The sequence below is a fragment of the Methanoculleus sediminis genome (genome assembly GCF_001017125.1).
GTDB classification, from domain to species: Archaea; Halobacteriota; Methanomicrobia; order Methanomicrobiales; family Methanoculleaceae; genus Methanoculleus; species Methanoculleus sediminis.
Genome location: NZ_JXOJ01000001.1, coordinates 511,730 through 531,880 on the forward strand (window position 1 = coordinate 511,730; position 20,151 = coordinate 531,880).

The following is a 20,151-nucleotide window of genomic DNA, read 5'->3' on the forward strand; positions in this document are numbered from 1 at the left end:
GCAACAGATGTTTTGGCACGTTCACGGCTCCGGCGCGCCCTGTTGGTGCCGGGTATTTATATTATTAATCATTAAGATTTAAAGGGGGTTTTTGTTTGAGAGAGTTACGCATTCACGGCAGGGGTGGTCAGGGTTCCGTGACCGCCGCCGAACTCATTGCTTACGCGGCATTTGAGGGCGGTGTCTTTTCCCAGGCATTCCCGGCCTTCGGTGTGGAACGCCGGGGCGCCCCGGTTCAGGCGTTCGTCCGGTTCAGCGACGAGAAGATACGGCTGCGCAGCCAGATCTATGAACCCGATTACATCATCGTGCAGGATCCTACCCTGATCGGAGATGTCGACGTCTTCAACGGTATGAAAGCGGGTGGGATTGCCATCGTCAACACCGAGAAATCCGACTTCGATTCCGGTGTTCCGGAGGGCGTGAAGGTCTACACCATCGATGCGACCACCATCGCGCTCGAAGAACTCGGTGTGCCCATCACCAATACAACCCTGATGGGCGCGTTCGCCGCAGCCACCGGAGAGATCGGACTTGAGCCGCTCGAGCACGCGCTACGGAGCCGGTTCTCCGGGAGCATGGCCGACAAAAACGTCAGGGCGGCAGAGCGCGCGTACAACCAGATCGGGGGTGCCGCATAATGGCGCTGCGGGTCGGCTGCGCCGCAGCTCCCGGGAGGGCGCTCGAGAACAAGACCGGCGCCTGGCGGGTCTTCAAACCGGTCTTTGATCCCGAGAACTGCACGAAGTGCGGCATGTGCGCCATGGTCTGCCCGGAAGGGTGCGTCCGCGAGACGGAGGAAGGCACGTTCGAGCCTGATCTCGACTACTGCAAGGGCTGCGGCATTTGCGTGGAGATCTGCCCGAAGAAAGGCATCAGGATGGAGAAGGAGGAGAAATAATGCTGGAATTTATGGAAGGATCGCATGCGGTGGCCGAGATCGTGAAGCGCTGCCGCCCGCAGGTGATCGCAGCCTATCCCATCACGCCGCAGACGCACATCGTCGAAGACCTTGCCCAGATGGTGGCGAACTGCGAGATCGATGCCGAGTACATCACGGTCGAGAGCGAGTTTTCGGCCCTTTCCGCCTGCCTCGGTGCGAGTGCGGCGGGCTCCCGGGTCTATTCGGCGACGACGTCCCAGGGACTTGCCCTGATGTTCGAGGTCTGCTTCAACGCGGCGGGGATGCGCCAGCCGATCGTGATGACGATCGCGAACCGCTCTCTCGGTGCGCCGCTCTCGATCTGGAACGACCAGCAGGACTCGATATCCCTGCGCGACTCCGGGTGGCTGCAGTTCTACGCGGAGGACAACCAGGAGACCGCCGATCTCCACATGATCGCTTACAAAGTCTGTGAAGACCACGACATCCTCCTCCCGGCATTCGTCTGCTTCGACGGGTTCATCCTCACGCACACCTTCGAGCCTGTCGCCCTCCCAACCCAGGAGGAGGTGGACGCCTACCTGCCGGCCTTTAACCCGTACCAGCGGCTGGACGCTGCAAATCCCCTGAGTCTCGGGATGTATGCGACGCCCGAGTACTACATGGAGTTCCGCTACGAAGTCGACCGGGCGATGCAGCGTGCCAAACAGGCGTTCGTCAAAGCCGGGCGTGAGTTCGGCGAACAGTTCGACAGGGACTACTCCGCGCTCGTAGAGGGCTACCGGCTCGAAGACGCCGATACCGCGCTCGTCGCCATGGGCTCCATCTGCGGCACCGCAAAGGACGCCATCGACGAGATGCGCGAGCACGGCCGAAAGGTCGGGCTCCTGAAGATCCGGACGTACCGGCCGTTCCCGGCCCCGGAGATCGCGGATGCCTTGAAGGGCGTCTCGACGGTGGCGGTGCTCGACAAGAACATCTCACTCGGCAACGGCGGAGCGGTCGGCACCGAGGTGAAAGCGGCGCTCTACGGCTCCGGCATATCCGTATACGACTACATCATCGCTCTCGGCGGGCGCGACGTGCGGAAGAGGGATATCGCCGCAGTCGTCGATCTCGCCGAGAAGGGGAAAGGAGATATCTTCTATGGACTACGGACGGAGGTGCTCTGAATGGCCGAAGTAGAAGAAGGATGCGAACTCTTCTCGGCCGGGCACCGGGCGTGCGGAGGCTGCGGCCCGGCGCTTGCGGCCCGGCTTCTCCTCAAGGCGACCGGGAAGAACGCCATCCTGGTAGCATCGACCGGCTGCATGGAGGTCTTCTCCACGCCTTACCCGGAGACCGCCTGGGGAGTCCCCTGGATCCACTCGCTCTTCGAGAACGCCGCGGCGGTTGCCTCCGGCATCGAGGCTTCGCTGAAGAGGCAGGGGCGCAGCGAGAAGGTTCTCTGCGTCTGCGGCGACGGAGCCACGTTCGATATCGGGGTGCTCTGCATCAGCGGCGCCTTCGAGCGTGGCCACGACATCACCTACATCTGCTACGACAACGAGGCCTACATGAACACGGGCATCCAGCGGTCGGGCGCGACGCCCTACGGTGCAAGCACCACGACGAGCCCGGCAGGTAAGTGCTCCCTTGGAAACCTGCACAAAAAGAAGGATATGCCCGCGATCCTCGCGGCTCACGGTGCACCCTACGTCGCGACCGCCTCGATCGCCTATCCAAACGACTTCGTCAAGAAGGTCGAGCGGGCGATCAACACCCCCGGGCCCTGCTACATCCAGGTGCACACTCCCTGCTGCACAGGATGGGGCTTTGAGGCCGGCGAGACGCTCAACATGGCCAAACTCGCCATCGAAACCGGTCTCTGGGTGAACTACGAGCTGGTCGACGGCGTGGTAGAGAAGGCAAAGAAGGTACGGCGCAAACCCGTCGAGGAGTATCTTGAAAAGCAGAAGCGCTTCCGTCACCTCTTCAAGCCTGCCCGGCAGGACGACATGATCGCGAGCATCCAGGCGGTCGCCGACGCGAATGCCGAGCGGTTCGGGATCGACATCAAACGAAAAGAATCGTCAGAATAAAGTACATCCCGAAGAGAACCATGGCGAGTCCGCTCGCCTGCACCACTTTTTTGTAATGGGGGCCGAGAACGTTCGCTCCCCGCGAGACTGCAAAGGCAAGGAGCCCGAGCCAGACGATGTCCGCGCCGATATGCCCGACGTAGAACTCGACGAACGACGGGTGGAGCGCGAGGAACCCGACGCCGAACGTGAGCCACCAGACCCACCAGTAGGGGTTGCCGAGCGTGCAGGCCAGCCCGAAGGCAACGGGCGTCTTCGTCTCCCCGGTCGCGGCGACGGTCTCTCCCGCACGGAGGAACTGCATCGTGCCGAGTGCGACGAGCACGCCCGAGCCGAGAAGGGCAATGAGGTTGATGTACGGAACGTCGCGCACGCCGAAGGCTATGGCCGCGACCATGACCGCCTCGGGTATCCCGTGCCCCGCGACGAGCCCCGCGACGAACCGGCCGGGCGGCCGAGACCCGAGGCCGAGAACCGAGGCGGTCATGGGACCGGGCGAGGCGGCCCCGGAGAACCCGATCAGGAACGATGCGGCGACGATCTCGATCATTCGCCGTCCCTCTTGCGTGAGACAAGGTAGGGGAGGATCAGGACGAGCGCGACCGCGAGCCATATGGTGCCGAAAGTGGTGAGCAGGATCTCGCGCTCCGGGGTGTAGAAACGGACCTCCACGAAACTTATCCGGTCCCAGGCGACCTCCGTGGTTCCGTTCGGCCCGGCTGAGATCGTCCCGCCGGGGCTGACCATGCCGATGAGCGGGTTTCTGACGTCGAATCCCTCGGGAAGGGCGACGGTTACGGCATACGGCGTATCGAAGGCCGCCACAAGGTGGTTGTCTCTCACGGGGGCCCGGTAGGTGATCGTGTAGTTACCCTCCGGGAAGGTGATGACCCCTCTCCCCGTCTCCTGGTAGTCGACCGGGCCAGAAGGATCGAGCACCTCGAGATCCTCGACCTGGAGCGGAACCCGCTCCCCGAGCATCCCCGGTGTCCAGAAGACGTGCTCGCTCCCCGAGACCTCGATCGAGGCCTCGAAGGCGGTGCCGTCGGGGAGCACCCGGACGACGGCCTCCTGTGCCGTCGCCGGAGCGGAGATCAGGATCAGTGCAAGGCAGAGAGCAGCGAGGGCAGGTCCGCGTCGATCTCGATGGGGGGCTCGCATTGTCGTACCACTGTTTCGGGATCTTTTAAGAGATGACCGGTCACCACGCAGACGATCCGTTCATCCTTATCGATCAGGCCGAGTTCGGCAAGTTTCCGTATTCCGGCGACCGAGGCTGCCGAGGCGGGTTCGACCCCGATCCCTTCCTTCCTCGCGAGATCCCGCTGCATGGCAAGGATCTCCTCGTCGGTCACGGATGCCGCCGTCCCGCCGGTCGCCCGGATGGCGACGAGCGCCTTCTCCGCGTTCACCGGGGCGCCGATCCGTATCGCGGTCGCAACGGTCTCGGGCGCGGACTCCGGAACCAGCACCTCGAGGTTCTGCTCTATCGCCTTCACCACCGGCTGTGAGCCGGCAGCCTGGATGCCGGTCATCATCGGCAGCCGGTCGATGAACCCGAGAGCCTCGAGCTCCCGGAGCCCTTTGTAGACCGCGGAGATGTTGCCCGCGTTTCCTACGGGGAGAACCATCCTGTCGGGCACCTCGCCGCCGAGCTGGTCGATCGCCTCGAACCCGATCGTCTTCTGCCCCTCAAGCCGGTAGGGGTTGACCGAGTTCAAGAGGTAGAGACCGTGGCTGATGCAGAGCTCGTGTACCATCTCGAGCGCCCGATCGAAGTTGCCGCGGATGGAGATGACCCGGGCACCGTGCATCAGTGCCTGGGCAACCTTCCCGAGAGCGACTTTTCCCGCGGGCAGGAGGACGACGCAGGGGACGCCGCCCTTTGCCGCGTAGGCGGCGAGGCTTGCGGAGGTGTTCCCGGTGCTCGCGCAGGCGACCGTCGTCATCCCGAGTTCGCAGGCCATGCTGACGCCCACGGTCATGCCGCGGTCCTTGAACGAACCGGTCGGGTTCATTCCCTCGTGTTTGGCGTAGAGTTCGGGGAGGCCCAGTTCTTTGCCGATGTTCTTTAGGTGGTAGAGCGGGGTTCCTCCTTCCTGGAGAGAGACCGGTTCGCCCCGAACCGGGAGGAGTTCGCGGTAGCGCCAGACTGAAAGGGGGCGCCGGTTCCATTCGTCGCGTGAGACGTCGATGCCGTCCAGGTCGTATTCGACGGTCAGCAGGTGTCCGCAGCGGTTGCACGTATAGATGATCTGGTCCGGTGAGTAGGTTGCACCACAATGAACGCAGACGAGACGGTACATAGAGAATCGTTGATCGCGGGGATACGTATAGATATGCTATGGGTTCCGAGGTGTTCGGCTTACCGCCGCCGCTGCTCGGGCCGGACGCGGGAGACGACCATGAAGATCAGCCAGAGGGCGGGAGCGGCGGCGAGCGCGAGGCACCCGAGTCCCTCGACCGGCGTGGTGGTCACGAACGGTGCGACGAACATCCCGGCCGCCGCCACGATGAGCACGATGGCGAAGGCTGTCGGGCGCACCTCAAAGAGCCCCTGTGTCCGGACACGGCCGGCCACTCGCCGCTTGGAGAATGGGTAAAGCCAGGCGACCCCGGCCGGGGTGCAGGTGTCTTCCATGAGGTGGAGGACGCACCCTGCAAAGAATGCGCACCCGAAAGCCGGAAGGAACGCGAGGGAACTCCCGAGCCAGGTGAGGATGAGCGCCAGGTAACCGGAGAGGACGAGGGTTGTCAGCCCGACACCCGGGAACGAGTGGAGCAGCCCGCGGTGCCTGTGCCGGTAACTCTTCCTGAGGAGCAGCATGAAGACGAGGGAGAGCGGGTAGTAGATGAGATACCTGATGGTATAGCCGAAGATCGGAAGCACCACGGCAAAGCCGTTTACGACCTGTCCTCTCTTCCCTTTCGCACCGGCAACTCTCCCGTTGAATATCGCCGCATCGACGGCGTCTGCGTCCGGGGCGAGCGATCCGACGAAGATGCCGAAGAAGAGGACGGCGATCGCGGCCGCGTCGATGGCGGTAGCCCAGGGAGCGATAAGAAGTGCTGCCGTAGCAAGACTGAGCGATACGTGCTGGTCACCCCGCATGGGAAATCTCTAAAATTTAGAGAGGAGTCTGTGATAAAGGTCACTTCTGCGGTCTGAAAGTGAAGGTAGTGCGGATTGTGCCTCATGGACCGCTGCAGGATCGACCTCGATGGAGATGGCCTCTTCCCCGGCCCCGCACCGGCCGATGACGGTGCCGTCGGGGTCGGCGGCGAGCGACCCCCCGCAGCAGGGCGCGCCCGGCCGGCCGGCCGTGTTGACTCCGGCCACGTAGTACCGGTTCTCGAGAGCCCGGGCGGGGAGCAGGGTCTCCCAGTGAGAGAGCCGGGAGCAGGGCCATGCCGCCGGGACCAGCATGCACTCCACGCCGGCGAGTGCGTAGATGCGGAAGAGTTCCGGGAACCGGAGATCGTAGCAGACGGCAATCCCGAACTTCGTCCCGTCGACGGAAAACGTGGTGATACGGTCGCCCGCGGTGTAGTATCGGTCTTCCCCCTCGGGGGAGAAGAGGTGCACTTTCGCGTAACCTGCGAGGAGTTCGCCGTCTTCATCGAGCACCACGGCGGTGTTTTTAGGACGGTTCTCCGGCCCCGCTTCGACGATCGATCCTGTTACCGCGATACCGTTCTCCCGTGCTATCCGCGCAAACGCGGCGGCGAGCGGACCGTCCAGGGATTCGCCCGAACCCGGCGGGACCTTCGGCGACCATCCGGTCACGAACTGCTCGGGAAAACAGATGAGCGACGCTCCCGCCGCCGCGGCCTCCCCGGCCATCCGGCCGGCCGCCTCAAGCCTCTCCGCAGGGCTGCCGCGGCCGCCGGCGACCTGCGCAAGCGTTATCTTCGTCATTCTTGAGACGGAATTGCGTCCCGGCTCCTGCAGGAGAAGATGAGCATGGCGGCGCCGAGGACAACGAGAACGGCGAGCGTCACCATGACGTACGGGGCGAACGGGATAACGACAGCGAACATCTGCGCCGCGATCAGGATCCCGCCTGCGATGATGCAGGTGCTGACCAGGGCGGCTCCGGGAAGCGTAAGGTCGGGTGTCATGCAATACCTCCGGTGAGTATGGGGAAGGCGGTTCTGATGCCGATGAGGATGAACTGGACTGCGATCGCGATGAGGAGCATCCCCATCAGCCGGTTGGCGGCGCGGTACTCCCGCTGGCCGATGCGCCGGACGATGACGTCGGCGTTCTGCATCATGTAGTAGGTGATACCGATGGCCGTAACGGCAGCGAGCGGCACGACGGCGATTGCGGCGACGTTCATTTCCATCGCCTCATTCATGCCCATCGCCTCGTTCATCAGCACGATTGCGGAGGTGATGGCGCCGGGGCCTGTGATCATCGGGATTGCGAGCGGCATGACGGCGATGTCGTCCGCGTCCTGCCCTTCGTACTTCTCGGTAGCCGTCATCTTCGTCCGGGAAGTCTTTGCGTAGACCATGTCCATGCCTATGCCGAAGAGGAGGAGCCCGCCTGCGATGCGGAAGGCCTCAATGGAGATGCCGAAGAGCTGCAGGATCCAGCCGCCTGCAATGGTGAAGAGCAGCAGAATGATCAGGGCAAACCGGCTTGCGTCACGTGCAACCCTGAGTTTTGCCGCCTGATCCATCGTGCCGGTGAGGGAGACGAAGATCAGGGTGGCTGCGAGCGGGTTCACTACGATGAGGATCGAAGAGAAACTCAGCAGCACAAAACTCAGGAGATCCGCCATTTGTAATCAGGTATGCAGCAGGTTCGATATTAGCACTTGTGGTTTTGGGGGTAGATGGACGATCCGTTGCTCCGGAAATCCTCTTTTGTAAAGAATGTTTCCGACGAAGGGGGCCGGCGGTGCGGGGTTATTCCTGTGCGGGATCTTTTTGTGGTTCGGATGGTTTGTGATATAGCGGGAGGGTGAGGTTATATGATGAGGGAAGCCCGGCGCGGTGGTCTGTGGGGCCTGCGCGCCTGACGATTTTCTTTGGTTGCATCTGGCACGGATTTCAAGGGTATATCGCAATTGGGGGTGGGGCTGACGGGGAGGGGGCGTGCCCCCTCCCCTGTCTCCCCCCCTAAAACCATACTTGTAACCCCCACCCCGCCCGGCCTCCGGCCTCCTCATTCGCACCTGCGGTGCTCATGCTCCGGCTCTACGACCCGTCGCACCCCGCCCCGGGGGGCGGGGGCAGTGCGTGGCGATAGCCACAGAAAAGCCGTGTATGGGGTGCGAACCTTACCCGATTCACTGTGTCGCGCTTTCTCCTGCGTGGCGGTTTTGCATTCCGTCATGCCCGGTTGCAGTCGCAACATGAAGATCACGAATCTCCACCTCCAGATGAGAAACACCCCCGGTATCGACATGACCCTGATCCTCGGGGAGCGCCCACAGTGAGATCCCCACGCACCGCTCCGCAACAAATTATTCAAGAAAAAGAATCGGCTCCGCCGGAACCCGGCGGTTCCGCCGTTCACTCGTAGAGAACGGGCTCGTCGATCCGCGAGTAGTCGACCAGTTCGCCCGGGGCGAAGTGGATGCCGAGTTCGCGGGCGGCGCTCTCGGGGGAGTCGGACGCGTGGATCACGTTCCGCCCGATATCGAGCGCGAAGTCGCCGCGGATAGAGCCCGGTGCAGCCTCCGCGGGGTTGGTGGCGCCGACCATCCTGCGGACGACCGCGACGGCACCCTTCCCCTCCCACGCCATCAGGAAGCAGGGTCCGCTCATGATGTAGGCCTTAAGGCCCGGGAAGAAGGGCTTCTCCAGGTGTTCGCGGTACTGCTCGACGACCCGTCCCTCGGGGAGGAGCTCGAGCTTCGCCCCGACGAGCTTGAGGCCCTTCGCCTCGAACCGGGAGACGATCTCCCCGACGAGTCCGCGCTGGACGCCGTCGGGTTTGACCATCACGAAGGTGCGGTCCATGCCGATCACTCTTTACCGCGGGCCTTGCGTCCCATCGCGGTCCACTCGACGCGGCGCGGCACACGGCCGAGCCTGTAGTTGTTCTGGCACTTGGTGCTGCAGAAGTAGTAGATGGTTCCGTCCTTCCTGACGAACATCTTGCCGGTGCCCGGCTCCAGAACCTCTCCACAGAAATTGCAGACGTACTTGTCGACCATGGTTACCGCCTCGAGAGTTTCTTGGCCTCACGTTCGGTCTCGAGCAGCGAGAGGATGTCTCCCTCCCTGATCGGGCCGACCGTGTTGCGGGTGATGATCCGCCCCTTGTTCGGGCCGTCGAGAACCCGGCACTTCACCTGCTGGGCTTCGCCATGCATCCCGGTCATGCCGATGATCTCGATAACTTCTGCGGGCGTTCCGTCGTTTGCCATGATTTATCCCTCACTCTCTCAGTGCAGCAATCTGCTTCGCGATCTCTTCGACGAGGTCCTTTGCCTTGCCGGACTTGACGATCGCGGCGGCTGCCGAGCCGACCTCAAGGCCGCTTGCGGAGCCGATGTCGTTCTGCTTGGAGATGTAGACGAACGGAATCTGCTTCTCGTCGCAGAGCGGCGGCAGATGCATCACAATTTCTTCAGGCTCAACGTCCGAACCGATGAGAACCAGCTGGGCAATGTTGCGCTCGACTGCTTTTGTTGCCTCGTTGGACCCCTTCTTCACCTTACCGGTGTCCCTTGCAATCTCAAGGGCTTCAAGGGCCTTATTCTGGATCTCTTCCGGAATCTCGAATTTTACATATGCCTTTGCCATAACTCACCTCTTTCGGGTGCAGCCCTCTGCTGCTCCGTCATCATTCATCAGTAGCGTAGCTGATCGAATGCGCTGTATTATGTCAATAAGAGGAGTGATAAAGGTTTGTCATTCTACCCCGTTTTCGGGGGTAGGGTTCCGCTGTTTTCGCGCCGGCCCGCATGGACATGGCCGCAGACGGTTTACGCGGGGATCCGGTAGATCCGGACTCCCTGCGCATCATAAATGAGTTCGAGCGCATCCGTCGGGATCGAGACGGCATAGCGTTCGCGCTCTGCCGGACCCACGTACAGCAGGGTGGCGTTGTACGCCCGCGCAAGTTCGACGGTCCGGCCGGGCTGCTCGTAGATCGTCCGCACGTCGGCGCTCCGCTCGCTGATGCGGCCCTCGTCGCCCCGCCACATGTACTCGTGGAAGGGCATCCCGATGACGGCCGGGATCCCGGTGAACGATGAGACCCTTGAATAGTAGGTGTAGTCGCCGCCCTCCGCCTCGACGATGACATGGTCGCCGGGGAGAGTCCGGAGGAACGCGATCGCCGCCGCATCGGAGGGATTCGAGCCTTCGAGGTATGCCGCCCCGTCGAGGGTGTGGCTCCCGTAGCCGAAGTCGACGTTGATCGCGAAGGGTGCGACGAGGAGCAGCACCGCTGCCAGTGCCGGGAGTGCCTTCTCCATCCGGTCGGGGACGTGCCGGTCGATCCCGGCGCTCTGAAGCCACTCCCCGACGACGGCGAGGGTTGCCGTCCCCATCAGGAACCACGCGGGAAGGTAGAACTTGAAGACCGTGTTCATCCGGAAGTAGGTCTCTCCCATGTTGTCCATGAGGTAGACGAGTTCGGTGACGAGGACGATCACAAGCCCGAGCATGGCAAGCGTATCGACGGCTGTAAAGCGGCGACGGGCGGCGAGGTAGACCAGCGGGACGGCGGCGATGGCCGCGGCCGGGTAGCCGGCGAGCACGAACGGCACCGCAACGAGCAGGAGATAGGGGCGTCTCCGGATATCCGGTGCGCAGTAGGCGATCAGCACCGCGAGGAAGAATCCGTGAACCAGCAGGAACTCCACCGGTTCGGAGGGTGTGGGGACGGTTCCGACTCCTGCGACGCCGGGGCTGTTGAGCTGCAGGTAGAACGGGAGGTAGGTCAGGATCGCGAGCGGCGGCACCGTGGCAAGCACCATCCAGGAATTCAGGCTGTCCGGCCGAAGATCCCCGTAGCGCCACCATATCAGGAGGCCGAAGACCAGCGTGACTGGAGCATAGACCAGCACGTCCCAGGAGTTGAACCCGGGCATCGACCCGAGGGAGAGGGCGGCGAGCCCGCAGAGGAGCGCCCGGCCCCGCATGGAAAGGGTCCCCCACCGCATGTAGGCGAAGACCAGGAGAAAGAGCAGGAACCCCTGGTTGAAGAAACTCATGACGTGCGGGTGTACGTCGCCCCAGAGCATCGAGAAGATGGGATACTCGTTGATGGTGTTCTCGATCGTCCGGGTGCTCCCCCAGAGGACGTCGAACCAGGTGTCCCCGATCAGGATATGGTAGATCGCCGAAGGGTTCGGGAGGAAGAGCGCAACCACCGGGAGCCACCGGTAGCGATCGAGGAGGAGGTGCCCGAGGCCGTAGAGTGAGACGACGGAGAGGCCGAGCACCGTCGGGAGTGCGAGGTTGAAGGCGATCGTCGAAGGCACGCCGGATACGAGCCCGAGCGCCCCGCTCGTCCAGTAGCCGAGGTAGTAGTAGACGTCCAGCGTCCCCCCCGCATACCAGGGATCGAGCGGCGGGACGGTGGGCACCCGCATGATCGAGGCGAGGATCGCGTGATCCATGAACTTCTCGGCGTAGGAGATGCTCGGGTTGATCCAGCGCACCTCGAGCATGAAGAGGAAGGGGACCAGGAAGGCCAGGTCCCAGGTGAGCGCGGACCGTAGCCGCTCCTTCGTGAAGAACCGCCGCACTCCTGCATACGCGTTCGCGGCCGCGAACGGCAGGAGGGCGAGGACGATCGGAAGGCCTGAAAGACCACAGTACCAGGTTGCAAGCGTGAAGAGGAGGATCGATGCCGGGTATGCCGCGGCTGCCGAGAGGTTGCCGAGGGTGCGGTCGAGCGCCGGCCAGACGGCGAGATGAAGCATTTTGACGACCGCAAGCCAGAGCAGCACGGGAACGATGAACTCAACCGCCAAACGTATCCTCCGTCTCGATCTCCCTGTTGAACGCTCTCTTCAAGAGGCTCATCGACCAGTCGCCGAAGTAGTAGATCGACCCGACGCCCCCGACGAGCGTGACCAGGTTCTTGATCAGGTGGTCGATGACCGCTATCAGCGTTGCCGTGACCGCCGGGGTTCCCGCGAGTCCGAACGTCAGAGCGAGCGCGAGTTCGTAGGTACCCACCCCTCCCGGGGTGATCGGAACGGCCTTGACGAGGTTGCCGATGACGATCGCGAGAACGACGATGCCGAACGGCACCGGCTCCTGGAACATCAGGACGACCGCGTAGCAGACCAGCACGTCGACGAGCCATATCAGGAGCGACGAGCCGCTGAGCACGGCGAGGGCCCGGGGGTTGAGGGAGGCCCGCTTCACCTCATCAAGCATCTTCTGGATGGCGGCGACGATCCGGTTCCCCGACTCCATCCTGCCCGACCAGAGAAGCACGGCGAAGAAGACGCCCCCTGCGGCGAGGGGGACGACGATGACCGTGATGAACCAGTCGGGGACGTCGAGTACCGCGAGGACGAACGGGAGCGCGATGACGCCGAGCACCGCGATCATCAGGATATCGAAGACGCGCTCGACGACGAGGGACGAGAACCCCTGCGAGTAGGTGGCGTCGTCCTCGTGCTTCAGGATGAGCATCCGCACGAAATCGCCGAGACGCGCGGGGACGATGAGGTTCGCCGTCTGGGAGATGAAGATGCAGGCGGTCGAGAACCAGAGGTCTTTTCTGACGTCGAGCCCCTGCAGGATGAACCGGTACCGGTACCCCCGGAGGATCCAGGCGGTGACGCAGATCCCGACGGCGGCAAAGAGGAAGGGTATTACGGCGTGCTCAAGCGTCAGCAGGAGTTCGTCCCATACACGGTAGAGCATGTAGGCGACGATTCCGACCGCGATCAGGGTGGGGATGACGACCGCACTAACTTTTTTCCACATGGAGCCGCCACCAGAGGCGAAGAATCGCCGATCCCATCTCAATTACGTCTTTCCTCCGTACCGTCGTCCCCTCGCCCTGCCGCCATTGCACGGGGAACTCCCGTATCCGGTAACCGTTCTTCTGTGCCCGAACCAGCACCTCGGTGTCCCAGAACCAGTGATCTGCGGTCACCGACGGGATCAGGGAGAGAAGGCGGTCGCGCCGGAACGCCTTGAACCCGCACTGGTGATCGCAGAGCGAACTTCCGAGGATCGTCCTGACAAGCGTGTTGTAGCCGCGGCTCGCGATCTCCCGCCCGCCGCTCCGTACGATGACACTTTCGGGGAGGAGACGGGAGCCCGTTGCAATGTCGTGGCCGTCGCGGATGGCCTCGACCAGTTCGGGGAGGTGCTGCATGTCGGTGGCGAGATCCACGTCGTAGTAGCAGACGATCGATCCCGACGCCCCGGCAAACGCGCGGTTGAGTGCCCGCCCCCGCCCGAGCCGCTCGTCGGAATGGAGCAGGCGGACCCGGGGATCGTTAGCCTCGCACTCCCTGACGAACTCCGTGCTCCCGTCGGTGCTTCCGTCCTCGGCGACGATCAACTCGAATCTTCCCGGAGCGATCGCCTCGAGCGTCTCGAGCGACTGCGGTATCGCAGCCTTGAGTGCTAAAAGATCGTTGTAGACCGGCAGGACGGCGCTCACCTCGACCTCACGCATCCGGATACCTCGCGAGAACCCTCTTCGCCGCTTCCTGCCCGGCGACGACCGAGCCGTTCATGCTCCGCTCCGGGTAGTTCGAGGGGCTGAACATCCCGGCGAGGAAGAGTCCGTGCTCTTCGTAGTCGGGCAGCCGGCTGCGGAGTCCCGTCGTGTAGACCGGGCCGGCATACGGGTCGACCGCGAGCCGGTGCCAGTGGACTTCGCGTTCACCTACGGAGAACCTGCGGCAGAAGTCGGCAAGCATCGACTGCTCAAATCCTTCCGGAAGCCGGCCGGTGAAGTAGGATGCAAGGTAGACGATATGCTCGCCGTACCATTCGAGCGGGGCGAAGTTGGTGTGCGAGACCACCGCACCGTAAGGAGCCGCATCCTTCATGTTCAGCCAGTATATGCCGTCGGTCACGTCCCGGTCGAGCGCGAGGGTCATGCACGCGGCGCCCTGGTAGGGAATTTCGGCGAGATCGAGACCGGCAAGGTCCGCGGTTACCTGCGGGGGGAGCGTCGATACGACGGCATCGTACGATCTCCCGTTGACGGCCCAGCCGCCGTCCTCCCGCCGGATCTCTTCGACGGGAGTGTCCGGCAGGATCGAGGCGCCCCGTTGCGCTGCCTCTTCCTCGAGCCGCGCGACGAAGTGCCGGAAACCCCCTTTCAGGTACCCCAGGCGCTCGCCTCCGGCACCCCGGTCGGACCGGATGGCGATGCGGGATATGAGCCAGGCTGCGGAAACCTCGCCGGCACGGTCGCCGAACTTACTCTTTAAGAGCGGTTCGAAGAACGAGGTGTAAATGCCGGTACCAAGGTTATCCAGGATGAAGTCCTTCGCGGTGATCCCGTCGAGCGCCGAGACGTCGAACCGGCGGGAGCGCAGGGTCAGCAGGCCGAGACGGACCTTTTCCATGAGCGTGAGATGGGGGTAGCGCAGGATCTCGGTCGGAGTGGTGAGCGGGTGGATGGTTCCGTCGGCGTAGTAGCCGGTGGATCCTTGAAGCCATACCAGCCGATCCGCCACCTGCAGCGTATCGAAAAGATCGAGCAGGGCGGCATCACCGGCAAAACAATGGTGATAATACTCCTCGATCCAGTAATCGCCGATCCGGTACGAGCCGAGGCAGCCGCCCGGAATCGGCCTTCGCTCGAAGAGATCCACCTTGTGTGTCCCGGCGAGTTCGAGCGCCGAGACCAGACCGGAAAGACCCCCCCCTACAACGCAGATCTTCATTACCTACCCCTACGTATGAAAATTATAAGAACACTTTTGGGTTATAATGTATGTATGGTCTTTATACATAAGCGTGGATATAATTAATTAGTCAATATGAGGGTGTGAAGCTGAATGAGGGTCTTCTTCATAGGATTCGGTCAGGCTGGGGGCAAAATTGTCGACATGTTCGTCGAACAGGACAAACGAATGCAGACCCAGAGTTTCAGGGGAATCGCGGTAAACACAGCGCGTACCGACCTGATGGGACTGAAGAACATCGAGCTCAAAGACCGGCTCCTGATCGGCCAGACTGTGGTGAAAGGCCATGGAGTCGGAACCGACAACGTAACCGGTGCGCGGGTGACCGCCGATGAGATTGATGCCATCATAAACGCCGTCGATTCGCGCGGTACGCACGATATCGATGCCTTTGTCATCGTCGCCGGCCTCGGCGGCGGAACCGGCTCGGGGGGTTCGCCGGTACTCGCCCGCCACCTGAAGCGCATCTACCGGGAACCGGTCTACGCGATCGGCATCCTTCCTGCCCCTGAGGAAGGCCGGCTCTATTCGTATAATGCAGCGCGTTCCCTGAGCACCCTGGTGAACGAGGCTGATAATACCTTCATTTTCGATAACAGTGCCTGGAAGAATGAAGGGGAAAGTGTCAAGGATGCGTATAACCGGCTGAACGACGAGATTGTCCGTCGGTTCGGCGTGCTGTTCCGTGCAGGCGAGGTCGGCAGGGCAGGTGTCGGCGAGATGGTCGTCGACTCGAGCGAGGTCATCAACACCCTGCGCGGCGGCGGCATCAGCACTGTCGGGTACGCTATCAGCGAGAAGATCAGTCCGCGCACGAAGCAGAACCAGGGGCTCCTCTCCGGCCTGGTGCGCAAGAAGGAGAAGACCGAGGAGGTGCTGACCGGCGAGGACAAGTCGGCGAAGATCATCGCCCTTGTCAGGCGTGCCATGCTCGGGCGTCTCACCCTGCCGTGCGACTACTCGACGGCCGAGCGGGGTCTCGTTCTTCTCGCGGGTCCGCCCGATGAGATGGATAGGAAGGGCGTTGAGAAGTCGAAGAGCTGGGTGGAGGAGAACATCGCCGGTGTCGAGGTGCGTGGCGGGGATTACCCGGTGCAGAGCGACTACGTCGCCGCGGTGGTGGTTCTTGCGACGATCGGCAACGCCCCCCGGATCACGGAACTCCTCGAGATTGCCAAGTCCACGAAGGAAGATGTCCTGAAATCGAAGGAGAAGCGTTCGAACATGTTCGATGACGGCATAGAGCCGCTGTTCGAGTGAGGGGGCGTTATGAAGGCAAATATCAGCAGATGGATTGTTCTCCTGCTGGCACTGGTCTGTGTCGTGCAGGCAGCATCGGCATTCGATGTCAAGACCGAGAAGGTTGATCCCGCGAGCGGTGCTCTCGAACCCGGCCAGCAGGTGACCGCGCGTTACGTGCTCACCTACGATATGGTCACCTCCGGCGGCAACGATGAGACGTTCGAGTTCAGCACCGGGCTGCAGAACCCTGTCTGGGACTTCATTGTCTTCCGTGACGGGGTCGCCATCTATACCACCAGGAAGACCGGGTACTACCCCGTCCTGACGGAGTTCGAGATCGATTACGGCGATGAAGAGATCGAACTGGACGCGCAGTTGCGCGGCATCGTCCCCTCGACCGGGAGCACAAAGGTTCTGGTGACCAAGATCGAGCACCTGCGGGGCGACGACGTGAAGGACACACACTCCGTGAGCCGCGACGTCGTGAACACGGCCCAGGTCGAGGGTTCCCTTGCCGCACAGCAGCAGCGCCTCAAAGACCTGAAGGCCGACATGGATGAGAAATCCGCACAGGGCGTGGACGTCTCTGCCGTCCAGGCCGAGTACAGTGCTGCGAGCCAGGCGCTCACCAGCGCTGCGTCTGCAGGCCCGTCACAGGCGGCGAGTTATATCGCTACCGCGAAGAAAGATATCGACGAGGGGATTGCGCTCCTCGATAAAGCGTGGGCCGAGAAGGCGGTCGCCGACACCGGTGCGGCAATCGAGTCCCTCGACGGGATGATCACCTACTTCGTCGAGAACCGTTCCATGAGCAGCGACCCGCAGGTGGTTGCCATCATGACCAAGCGCGAGAGCGCCGTCCAGTTCTACTCCCAGGCACAGGACAACCTGAACGGCAAGAACTATCCGCTGGCGCGCTCGAAGGCGGGGGATGGCCTGAATAAGGCGAACGAGGCCCTGGGTGATGCGAATGCGCTCCGGGAGAGGATCGGGGAGGGGTTCGGCATCGGCGGTGACTTCCTCCTCTACATCGGTATCGGGGTCGTCATCGTCCTGGTTGTCGCAGGCATCGTTCTTTACCGGAAGAAGACCGGCTGGGACGAACTCGGATAGCCCTGACATCCACCCTCTTTTCGCACCCTCATCTTTTGTATCTGTTCTCCGGCGTGAGTGGCGTCAAACGCTCCTGGTAAAGTCCATTGACCCTACTGCTTGTTGTCATCTAAAACCCCAGTACTTCGCTAAAACGGTTGAGGTAATCTTCAAGAGGTCAAACCATCGACCTCCCTTCGCAACCTAACGGTTGCTCAAACTCCGGATGTTCCATCCATCGTCCTTCGCGTTCTCCCGCGTGCTTCGCGTGAAGCCATATTGCTATCTTCACCCATTAACTCGCGCGAAGAGCGCGAAGCCGCGAAGTGCGACTGGCCGAAGGTGCGGCGTTCCAGAGGAACGGAGTTGGAGCACCGTTAGGTGCGTGGGCAGGAGCATGAGCACCGCAAGGTGCGAAGTCCGGTGCCCGGGTGCTGCCGATCCCGTTGTAGGTCGCTATGCGAGGCTGCATTGGTCTATTTCAGATGCCGAAATTAGCGAAGTACTGAGTATTGACAATCTCCTTCGTGTTCTTCGCACTTCGCACCTCCCACCTTCGGTGCCCGAACTCCGTTCCTCTAGGAACACCGTTCCTAACGGTGCTCAAACTCCTTTCCCGCACTGACGGTGCTTACGTTCGCTATCGCTCACGCCTCGAAGACCTCCGGTCTTCTCAAACTCCTGTCCGAAACATTTCGGGTTTTTCAAGCTCCGGCCCTGCGGGCCATTGCAACCTACGAACAGTCGTTCTCCGGAACGTCGCACCCTTCGGAAAAGTCGTCCTTCGCGGTTCGCACTTGGGGCGGCTCAAGCTCGCTCTCGCTCGCACTTCGTGTGAGCTAACAGTCTATATGCGATGATGCAGTCTCACGCGAAGGACGCGAAGCGCGAGAATCCGAGTCTTGAGAACTCCGGGAGACTTTGGGGAGAAGAAGGGGGTGTGGGGAACTAGATCTCCAGCCGCTGGACCGGGAAAATGGTGTCAGGCAGTCGTCCCTGCGGGAACCTTCGAGAATACCTCGAGATTCCTGCTCCCCATCTTCCCGTCCCGCAGGAAGTAATACTCAAGCACCCTGTCCTTGTTCTCCTCGTACGAGAACCAGTAGTTCAGCCGGTAGGTCTCCTTCACGTAGCCGTCGAGAGTCGGGTAGGTATCACCGTCGTGGGTGATCACGAGGTCGAAGTTACCGCCGTAGATCGTCGGCTCGCTCACCTTCTCGCTATAATAGGCAAGCTTCGAGGCGCTACCGCCGCGGTAGTACCAGGGCAGCGGCCAGTAAGAGTCGGTCGCGACCGCCACCCTGTCCGCGGCATCGATCTTTGCGAAGACTTCCCGCAGATCTTCGGAGTTCTGCACCTGCACGATGGGCTCGTTGATGTCTGCCGGGGTGAACGCCACGTGGAACGTCATGACGATCAGGAAGGCGCTTGCCGCGACGGCGACGATTGCCTTCTTCGTGGTCATCATATAGGCCGCGACGAAGATCATGGGCAGGAGCTGGTGGAGAATCAGCCATGGTACCTTCTCGCCGATGTAGGCGTAGACCGCAAGCGAGAGAAGCATCCAGAAGATGGCGAACCTCGCGAACTCCTTCTGCCGGTCGATCGGCCGGAGTTCCCCGCCGCCTGAAAGGATCTCGCGGAGCCGGTCTTTGAAGCCCTGCGCCGGCTCGACAGGCGGGGCTGCATTCATCCGGGTCGCCTCCGCCTCCGTCTCTTCCCCTTCGCCGGGGCTCCCTGCGTTTCCCGCCCTTCGCTCCCTCCAGCGGGAGACGATGCCGGAGATGTCGACGAACTGCAGGAACCCGACCACGGCAAGGATCAGGATCGGCACCTCGTAGAGGAGGAAGAGCAGGATATAGATATACGGCGGCCCCCCGAGGCGCTGGGCCTGGTGCATCGATGTCCAGTGTTCGATAGCCCGGAGCCATCCGTCCATGAGCACCTCGGGGTGGGCGCCGAACGACGAGTAGAGGACCGCCATGATCCCGACTGCGACGAAGGCGCCGAGCGCGAGATCCCGGATCCAGCGCTTCGGGAGCCGGACCTTCTGTGTCCAGACAAGGTAAAGGAGGTATGCTCCGAAGATCAGGACGATGATCGGCATGTTCTCCTTTGCGGACATCCCGAACCCGATCGCCGCCCCGGCGATGAGCGCGTACTGCGCCTTCTGTCGCTCGAAGTAGTAGAGGAGGGCGACGAGGAGCACCATCGTGAAGAAAGCGATGAATATGTCGTTCCTGAGGAACCTCGAGAAGTAGACCATGTTCGGCGATACGGCGAGGAAGAGCGCCGCGACGATGGCCTGCTTCTTATCGAGATAACCGAGCCTGTAGATCGGGTAGAGCAGCGGGACGAGCAGGGTGCCGAGCAACGCCGGGAAGAACCTGCCCACGAGATCGGAGTCACCGAGAAGCGAGAAGATTCCGGCCGTTACGTAGTAGAGGAACGGCCCGTGGTACATGGGGTCGTACATATAGACCCCTTCGGTCAGGAGCCGATAGGAGAACCACGCGTGAATGGCCTCGTCGTGGTGAAATAACTTCAAGTCGAGCGAGTAAAAACGGAGAGCAATTGTGACCAAAAGTATGAGGAGAAAAAGCCCCTCGAATGAGAGTAGTCGTTCACGGAACCGTGCCGCGAACACGGCGGCCTTCACGCCGCTTTCACCTCAACTCTCCAGCACAATCTCAATGCCGATGTCTTTCGGGACCTGAATGCGCATCAGCTGGCGCAGCGCACGCTCATCGGCGTCAATGTCGATGAGCCTCTTGTGCACCCGCATCTGCCAGCGGTCCCAGGTTGCGGTACCTTCGCCGTCAGGGCTCTTCCTGGTGGGGACCACGAGCTTCTTCGTGGGCAGCGGGATCGGACCTGCCAGATTGACGCCGGTACGCTCTGCTATCTCTTTGATCCGGTCGCAGACCATCTCGATTTTTTCGAAGTCGGTTCCGGAAAGACGTATTCTGGCCTTCTGCATGTTTAAC

23 protein-coding genes are annotated in these 20,151 nt (G+C 62.1%); 6 read left to right on the top strand and 17 right to left on the bottom strand.

The features are described from left to right. Positions 1-95 precede the first annotated feature (95 nt). The 4 genes from SZ63_RS02525 to SZ63_RS02540 are packed head-to-tail and all read left to right on the top strand — an operon-like array spanning position 96 to position 2,964. Positions 96-641 carry a pyruvate ferredoxin oxidoreductase subunit gamma gene (locus SZ63_RS02525; protein ID WP_048180504.1) on the top strand — a complete coding sequence of 182 codons (546 nt, stop codon included), beginning with the start codon at positions 96-98 and terminating at the stop codon, positions 639-641. After that, on the top strand, positions 641-901 hold the full coding sequence (locus tag SZ63_RS02530) for a 4Fe-4S binding protein (protein WP_048180507.1): 261 nt from the start codon (positions 641-643) through the stop codon (positions 899-901). The genes SZ63_RS02525 and SZ63_RS02530 overlap by 1 nt, the downstream gene beginning before the upstream one ends. Then, entirely contained in the window at positions 901-2,055 is a 1,155-nt protein-coding gene (porA, locus tag SZ63_RS02535; protein ID WP_048180510.1) for a pyruvate ferredoxin oxidoreductase, read from the top strand. Before SZ63_RS02530 ends, porA begins: the two co-directional genes overlap by 1 nt. Continuing rightward, a complete protein-coding gene (locus tag SZ63_RS02540) occupies positions 2,056-2,964 on the top strand; it encodes a thiamine pyrophosphate-dependent enzyme (RefSeq protein ID WP_048180514.1) in 909 nt (302 codons plus the stop codon). Here SZ63_RS02540 and SZ63_RS02545 read toward each other — a convergent pair. The 15 genes from SZ63_RS02545 to SZ63_RS02615 form a co-directional block, all read right to left on the bottom strand. Further along, positions 2,939-3,514, bottom strand: a complete 576-nt coding sequence (locus tag SZ63_RS02545) for a LysE family translocator (RefSeq protein WP_048180517.1) — start codon at positions 3,512-3,514, stop codon at positions 2,939-2,941. The two genes, SZ63_RS02540 and SZ63_RS02545, sit on opposite strands and share 26 nt — an antisense overlap. After that, a complete protein-coding gene (locus SZ63_RS02550) occupies positions 3,511-4,125 on the bottom strand; it encodes a DUF5803 family protein (RefSeq protein ID WP_241481224.1) in 615 nt (204 codons plus the stop codon). Before SZ63_RS02550 ends, SZ63_RS02545 begins: the two co-directional genes overlap by 4 nt. Next, positions 4,065-5,270: a threonine synthase gene (gene thrC, locus SZ63_RS02555; protein ID WP_048180523.1), complete on the bottom strand. Its 1,206-nt coding sequence runs from the start codon at positions 5,268-5,270 to the stop codon at positions 4,065-4,067. Before thrC ends, SZ63_RS02550 begins: the two co-directional genes overlap by 61 nt. Before the next feature lie 59 nt (positions 5,271-5,329). Beyond that, positions 5,330-6,076, bottom strand: a complete 747-nt coding sequence (locus SZ63_RS02560; RefSeq protein ID WP_048180526.1) for a metal-dependent hydrolase — start codon at positions 6,074-6,076, stop codon at positions 5,330-5,332. Between the two features lie 9 nt (positions 6,077-6,085). After that, entirely contained in the window at positions 6,086-6,883 is a 798-nt protein-coding gene (locus SZ63_RS02565; protein WP_048180530.1) for a nitrilase-related carbon-nitrogen hydrolase, read from the bottom strand. Then, the gene (locus SZ63_RS02570) at positions 6,880-7,086 is read right to left on the bottom strand and encodes a hypothetical protein (protein ID WP_048180533.1); all 207 of its coding nucleotides are present in this window, start codon (positions 7,084-7,086) and stop codon (positions 6,880-6,882) included. Before SZ63_RS02570 ends, SZ63_RS02565 begins: the two co-directional genes overlap by 4 nt. Further along, positions 7,083-7,754: a MarC family protein gene (locus SZ63_RS02575; RefSeq protein ID WP_048180536.1), complete on the bottom strand. Its 672-nt coding sequence runs from the start codon at positions 7,752-7,754 to the stop codon at positions 7,083-7,085. Before SZ63_RS02575 ends, SZ63_RS02570 begins: the two co-directional genes overlap by 4 nt. A 736-nt stretch (positions 7,755-8,490) precedes the next feature. After that, positions 8,491-8,940 carry a nucleoside-diphosphate kinase gene (gene ndk, locus SZ63_RS02580; RefSeq protein WP_048180883.1) on the bottom strand — a complete coding sequence of 150 codons (450 nt, stop codon included), beginning with the start codon at positions 8,938-8,940 and terminating at the stop codon, positions 8,491-8,493. A 5-nt stretch (positions 8,941-8,945) separates the two neighbouring features. Next, positions 8,946-9,137, bottom strand: coding sequence for a 50S ribosomal protein L24e (locus SZ63_RS02585; protein ID WP_048180537.1), 192 nt, complete (start codon positions 9,135-9,137; stop codon positions 8,946-8,948). Positions 9,138-9,139: 2 nt separating this feature from the next. Next, positions 9,140-9,349, bottom strand: a complete 210-nt coding sequence (locus SZ63_RS02590; protein ID WP_011843564.1) for a 30S ribosomal protein S28e — start codon at positions 9,347-9,349, stop codon at positions 9,140-9,142. A gap of 10 nt (positions 9,350-9,359) precedes the next feature. Then, entirely contained in the window at positions 9,360-9,728 is a 369-nt protein-coding gene (gene rpl7ae, locus SZ63_RS02595; RefSeq protein WP_048180541.1) for a 50S ribosomal protein L7Ae, read from the bottom strand. A 182-nt stretch (positions 9,729-9,910) separates the two neighbouring features. Beyond that, positions 9,911-11,911 (bottom strand): DUF2298 domain-containing protein, encoded by a 2,001-nt coding sequence (locus tag SZ63_RS02600; protein ID WP_241481225.1) that lies wholly within the window; start codon positions 11,909-11,911, stop codon positions 9,911-9,913. Then, a complete protein-coding gene (locus tag SZ63_RS02605; protein WP_048180544.1) occupies positions 11,901-12,881 on the bottom strand; it encodes a lysylphosphatidylglycerol synthase transmembrane domain-containing protein in 981 nt (326 codons plus the stop codon). Before SZ63_RS02605 ends, SZ63_RS02600 begins: the two co-directional genes overlap by 11 nt. Then, entirely contained in the window at positions 12,865-13,584 is a 720-nt protein-coding gene (locus SZ63_RS02610; RefSeq protein WP_048180547.1) for a dolichyl-phosphate beta-glucosyltransferase, read from the bottom strand. Before SZ63_RS02610 ends, SZ63_RS02605 begins: the two co-directional genes overlap by 17 nt. Beyond that, entirely contained in the window at positions 13,577-14,809 is a 1,233-nt protein-coding gene (locus SZ63_RS02615; RefSeq protein ID WP_048180553.1) for an NAD(P)/FAD-dependent oxidoreductase, read from the bottom strand. Before SZ63_RS02615 ends, SZ63_RS02610 begins: the two co-directional genes overlap by 8 nt. Before the next feature lie 114 nt (positions 14,810-14,923). Between SZ63_RS02615 and SZ63_RS02620 the strand changes: the two genes are divergently transcribed. Together SZ63_RS02620 and SZ63_RS02625 are read left to right on the top strand one after the other, a co-directional pair. Then, positions 14,924-16,090 carry a tubulin/FtsZ family protein gene (locus tag SZ63_RS02620; protein WP_048180556.1) on the top strand — a complete coding sequence of 389 codons (1,167 nt, stop codon included), beginning with the start codon at positions 14,924-14,926 and terminating at the stop codon, positions 16,088-16,090. Positions 16,091-16,099: 9 nt separating this feature from the next. Further along, a complete protein-coding gene (locus SZ63_RS02625) occupies positions 16,100-17,185 on the top strand; it encodes a hypothetical protein (protein WP_048180559.1) in 1,086 nt (361 codons plus the stop codon). A 961-nt stretch (positions 17,186-18,146) separates the two neighbouring features. Here SZ63_RS02625 and SZ63_RS02630 read toward each other — a convergent pair. Both SZ63_RS02630 and rpsJ read right to left on the bottom strand, forming a co-directional pair. Then, complete coding sequence (locus SZ63_RS02630) at positions 18,147-19,823, bottom strand: flippase activity-associated protein Agl23 (RefSeq protein WP_048180570.1); 1,677 nt, start codon at positions 19,821-19,823, stop codon at positions 18,147-18,149. 12 nt (positions 19,824-19,835) lie between these two features. Beyond that, positions 19,836-20,144 carry a 30S ribosomal protein S10 gene (rpsJ, locus tag SZ63_RS02635; protein ID WP_011843573.1) on the bottom strand — a complete coding sequence of 103 codons (309 nt, stop codon included), beginning with the start codon at positions 20,142-20,144 and terminating at the stop codon, positions 19,836-19,838. Positions 20,145-20,151 lie beyond the last annotated feature (7 nt).

Excerpts from the sequence above, each read along its gene's own strand:
- SZ63_RS02545 (WP_048180517.1), bottom strand. The coding sequence starts at position 3,514 with ATGATCGAGATCGTCGCCGCATCGTTCCTGATCGGGTTCTCCGGGGCC.
- SZ63_RS02585 (WP_048180537.1), bottom strand. The coding sequence starts at position 9,137 with ATGGTCGACAAGTACGTCTGCAATTTCTGTGGAGAGGTTCTGGAGCCG.
- porA (WP_048180510.1), top strand. The coding sequence starts at position 901 with ATGCTGGAATTTATGGAAGGATCGCATGCGGTGGCCGAGATCGTGAAG.
- SZ63_RS02625 (WP_048180559.1), top strand. The coding sequence starts at position 16,100 with ATGAAGGCAAATATCAGCAGATGGATTGTTCTCCTGCTGGCACTGGTC.
- SZ63_RS02570 (WP_048180533.1), bottom strand. The coding sequence starts at position 7,086 with ATGACACCCGACCTTACGCTTCCCGGAGCCGCCCTGGTCAGCACCTGC.
- SZ63_RS02575 (WP_048180536.1), bottom strand. The coding sequence starts at position 7,754 with ATGGCGGATCTCCTGAGTTTTGTGCTGCTGAGTTTCTCTTCGATCCTC.
- SZ63_RS02560 (WP_048180526.1), bottom strand. The coding sequence starts at position 6,076 with ATGCGGGGTGACCAGCACGTATCGCTCAGTCTTGCTACGGCAGCACTT.
- SZ63_RS02610 (WP_048180547.1), bottom strand. The coding sequence starts at position 13,584 with ATGCGTGAGGTCGAGGTGAGCGCCGTCCTGCCGGTCTACAACGATCTT.
- SZ63_RS02605 (WP_048180544.1), bottom strand. The coding sequence starts at position 12,881 with ATGTGGAAAAAAGTTAGTGCGGTCGTCATCCCCACCCTGATCGCGGTC.
- SZ63_RS02565 (WP_048180530.1), bottom strand. The coding sequence starts at position 6,883 with ATGACGAAGATAACGCTTGCGCAGGTCGCCGGCGGCCGCGGCAGCCCT.
- rpl7ae (WP_048180541.1), bottom strand. The coding sequence starts at position 9,728 with ATGGCAAAGGCATATGTAAAATTCGAGATTCCGGAAGAGATCCAGAAT.
- ndk (WP_048180883.1), bottom strand. The coding sequence starts at position 8,940 with ATGGACCGCACCTTCGTGATGGTCAAACCCGACGGCGTCCAGCGCGGA.
- SZ63_RS02530 (WP_048180507.1), top strand. The coding sequence starts at position 641 with ATGGCGCTGCGGGTCGGCTGCGCCGCAGCTCCCGGGAGGGCGCTCGAG.
- thrC (WP_048180523.1), bottom strand. The coding sequence starts at position 5,270 with ATGTACCGTCTCGTCTGCGTTCATTGTGGTGCAACCTACTCACCGGAC.
- SZ63_RS02590 (WP_011843564.1), bottom strand. The coding sequence starts at position 9,349 with ATGGCAAACGACGGAACGCCCGCAGAAGTTATCGAGATCATCGGCATG.
- SZ63_RS02620 (WP_048180556.1), top strand. The coding sequence starts at position 14,924 with ATGAGGGTCTTCTTCATAGGATTCGGTCAGGCTGGGGGCAAAATTGTC.
- rpsJ (WP_011843573.1), bottom strand. The coding sequence starts at position 20,144 with ATGCAGAAGGCCAGAATACGTCTTTCCGGAACCGACTTCGAAAAAATC.
- SZ63_RS02550 (WP_241481224.1), bottom strand. The coding sequence starts at position 4,125 with ATGCGAGCCCCCCATCGAGATCGACGCGGACCTGCCCTCGCTGCTCTC.
- SZ63_RS02540 (WP_048180514.1), top strand. The coding sequence starts at position 2,056 with ATGGCCGAAGTAGAAGAAGGATGCGAACTCTTCTCGGCCGGGCACCGG.
- SZ63_RS02615 (WP_048180553.1), bottom strand. The coding sequence starts at position 14,809 with ATGAAGATCTGCGTTGTAGGGGGGGGTCTTTCCGGTCTGGTCTCGGCG.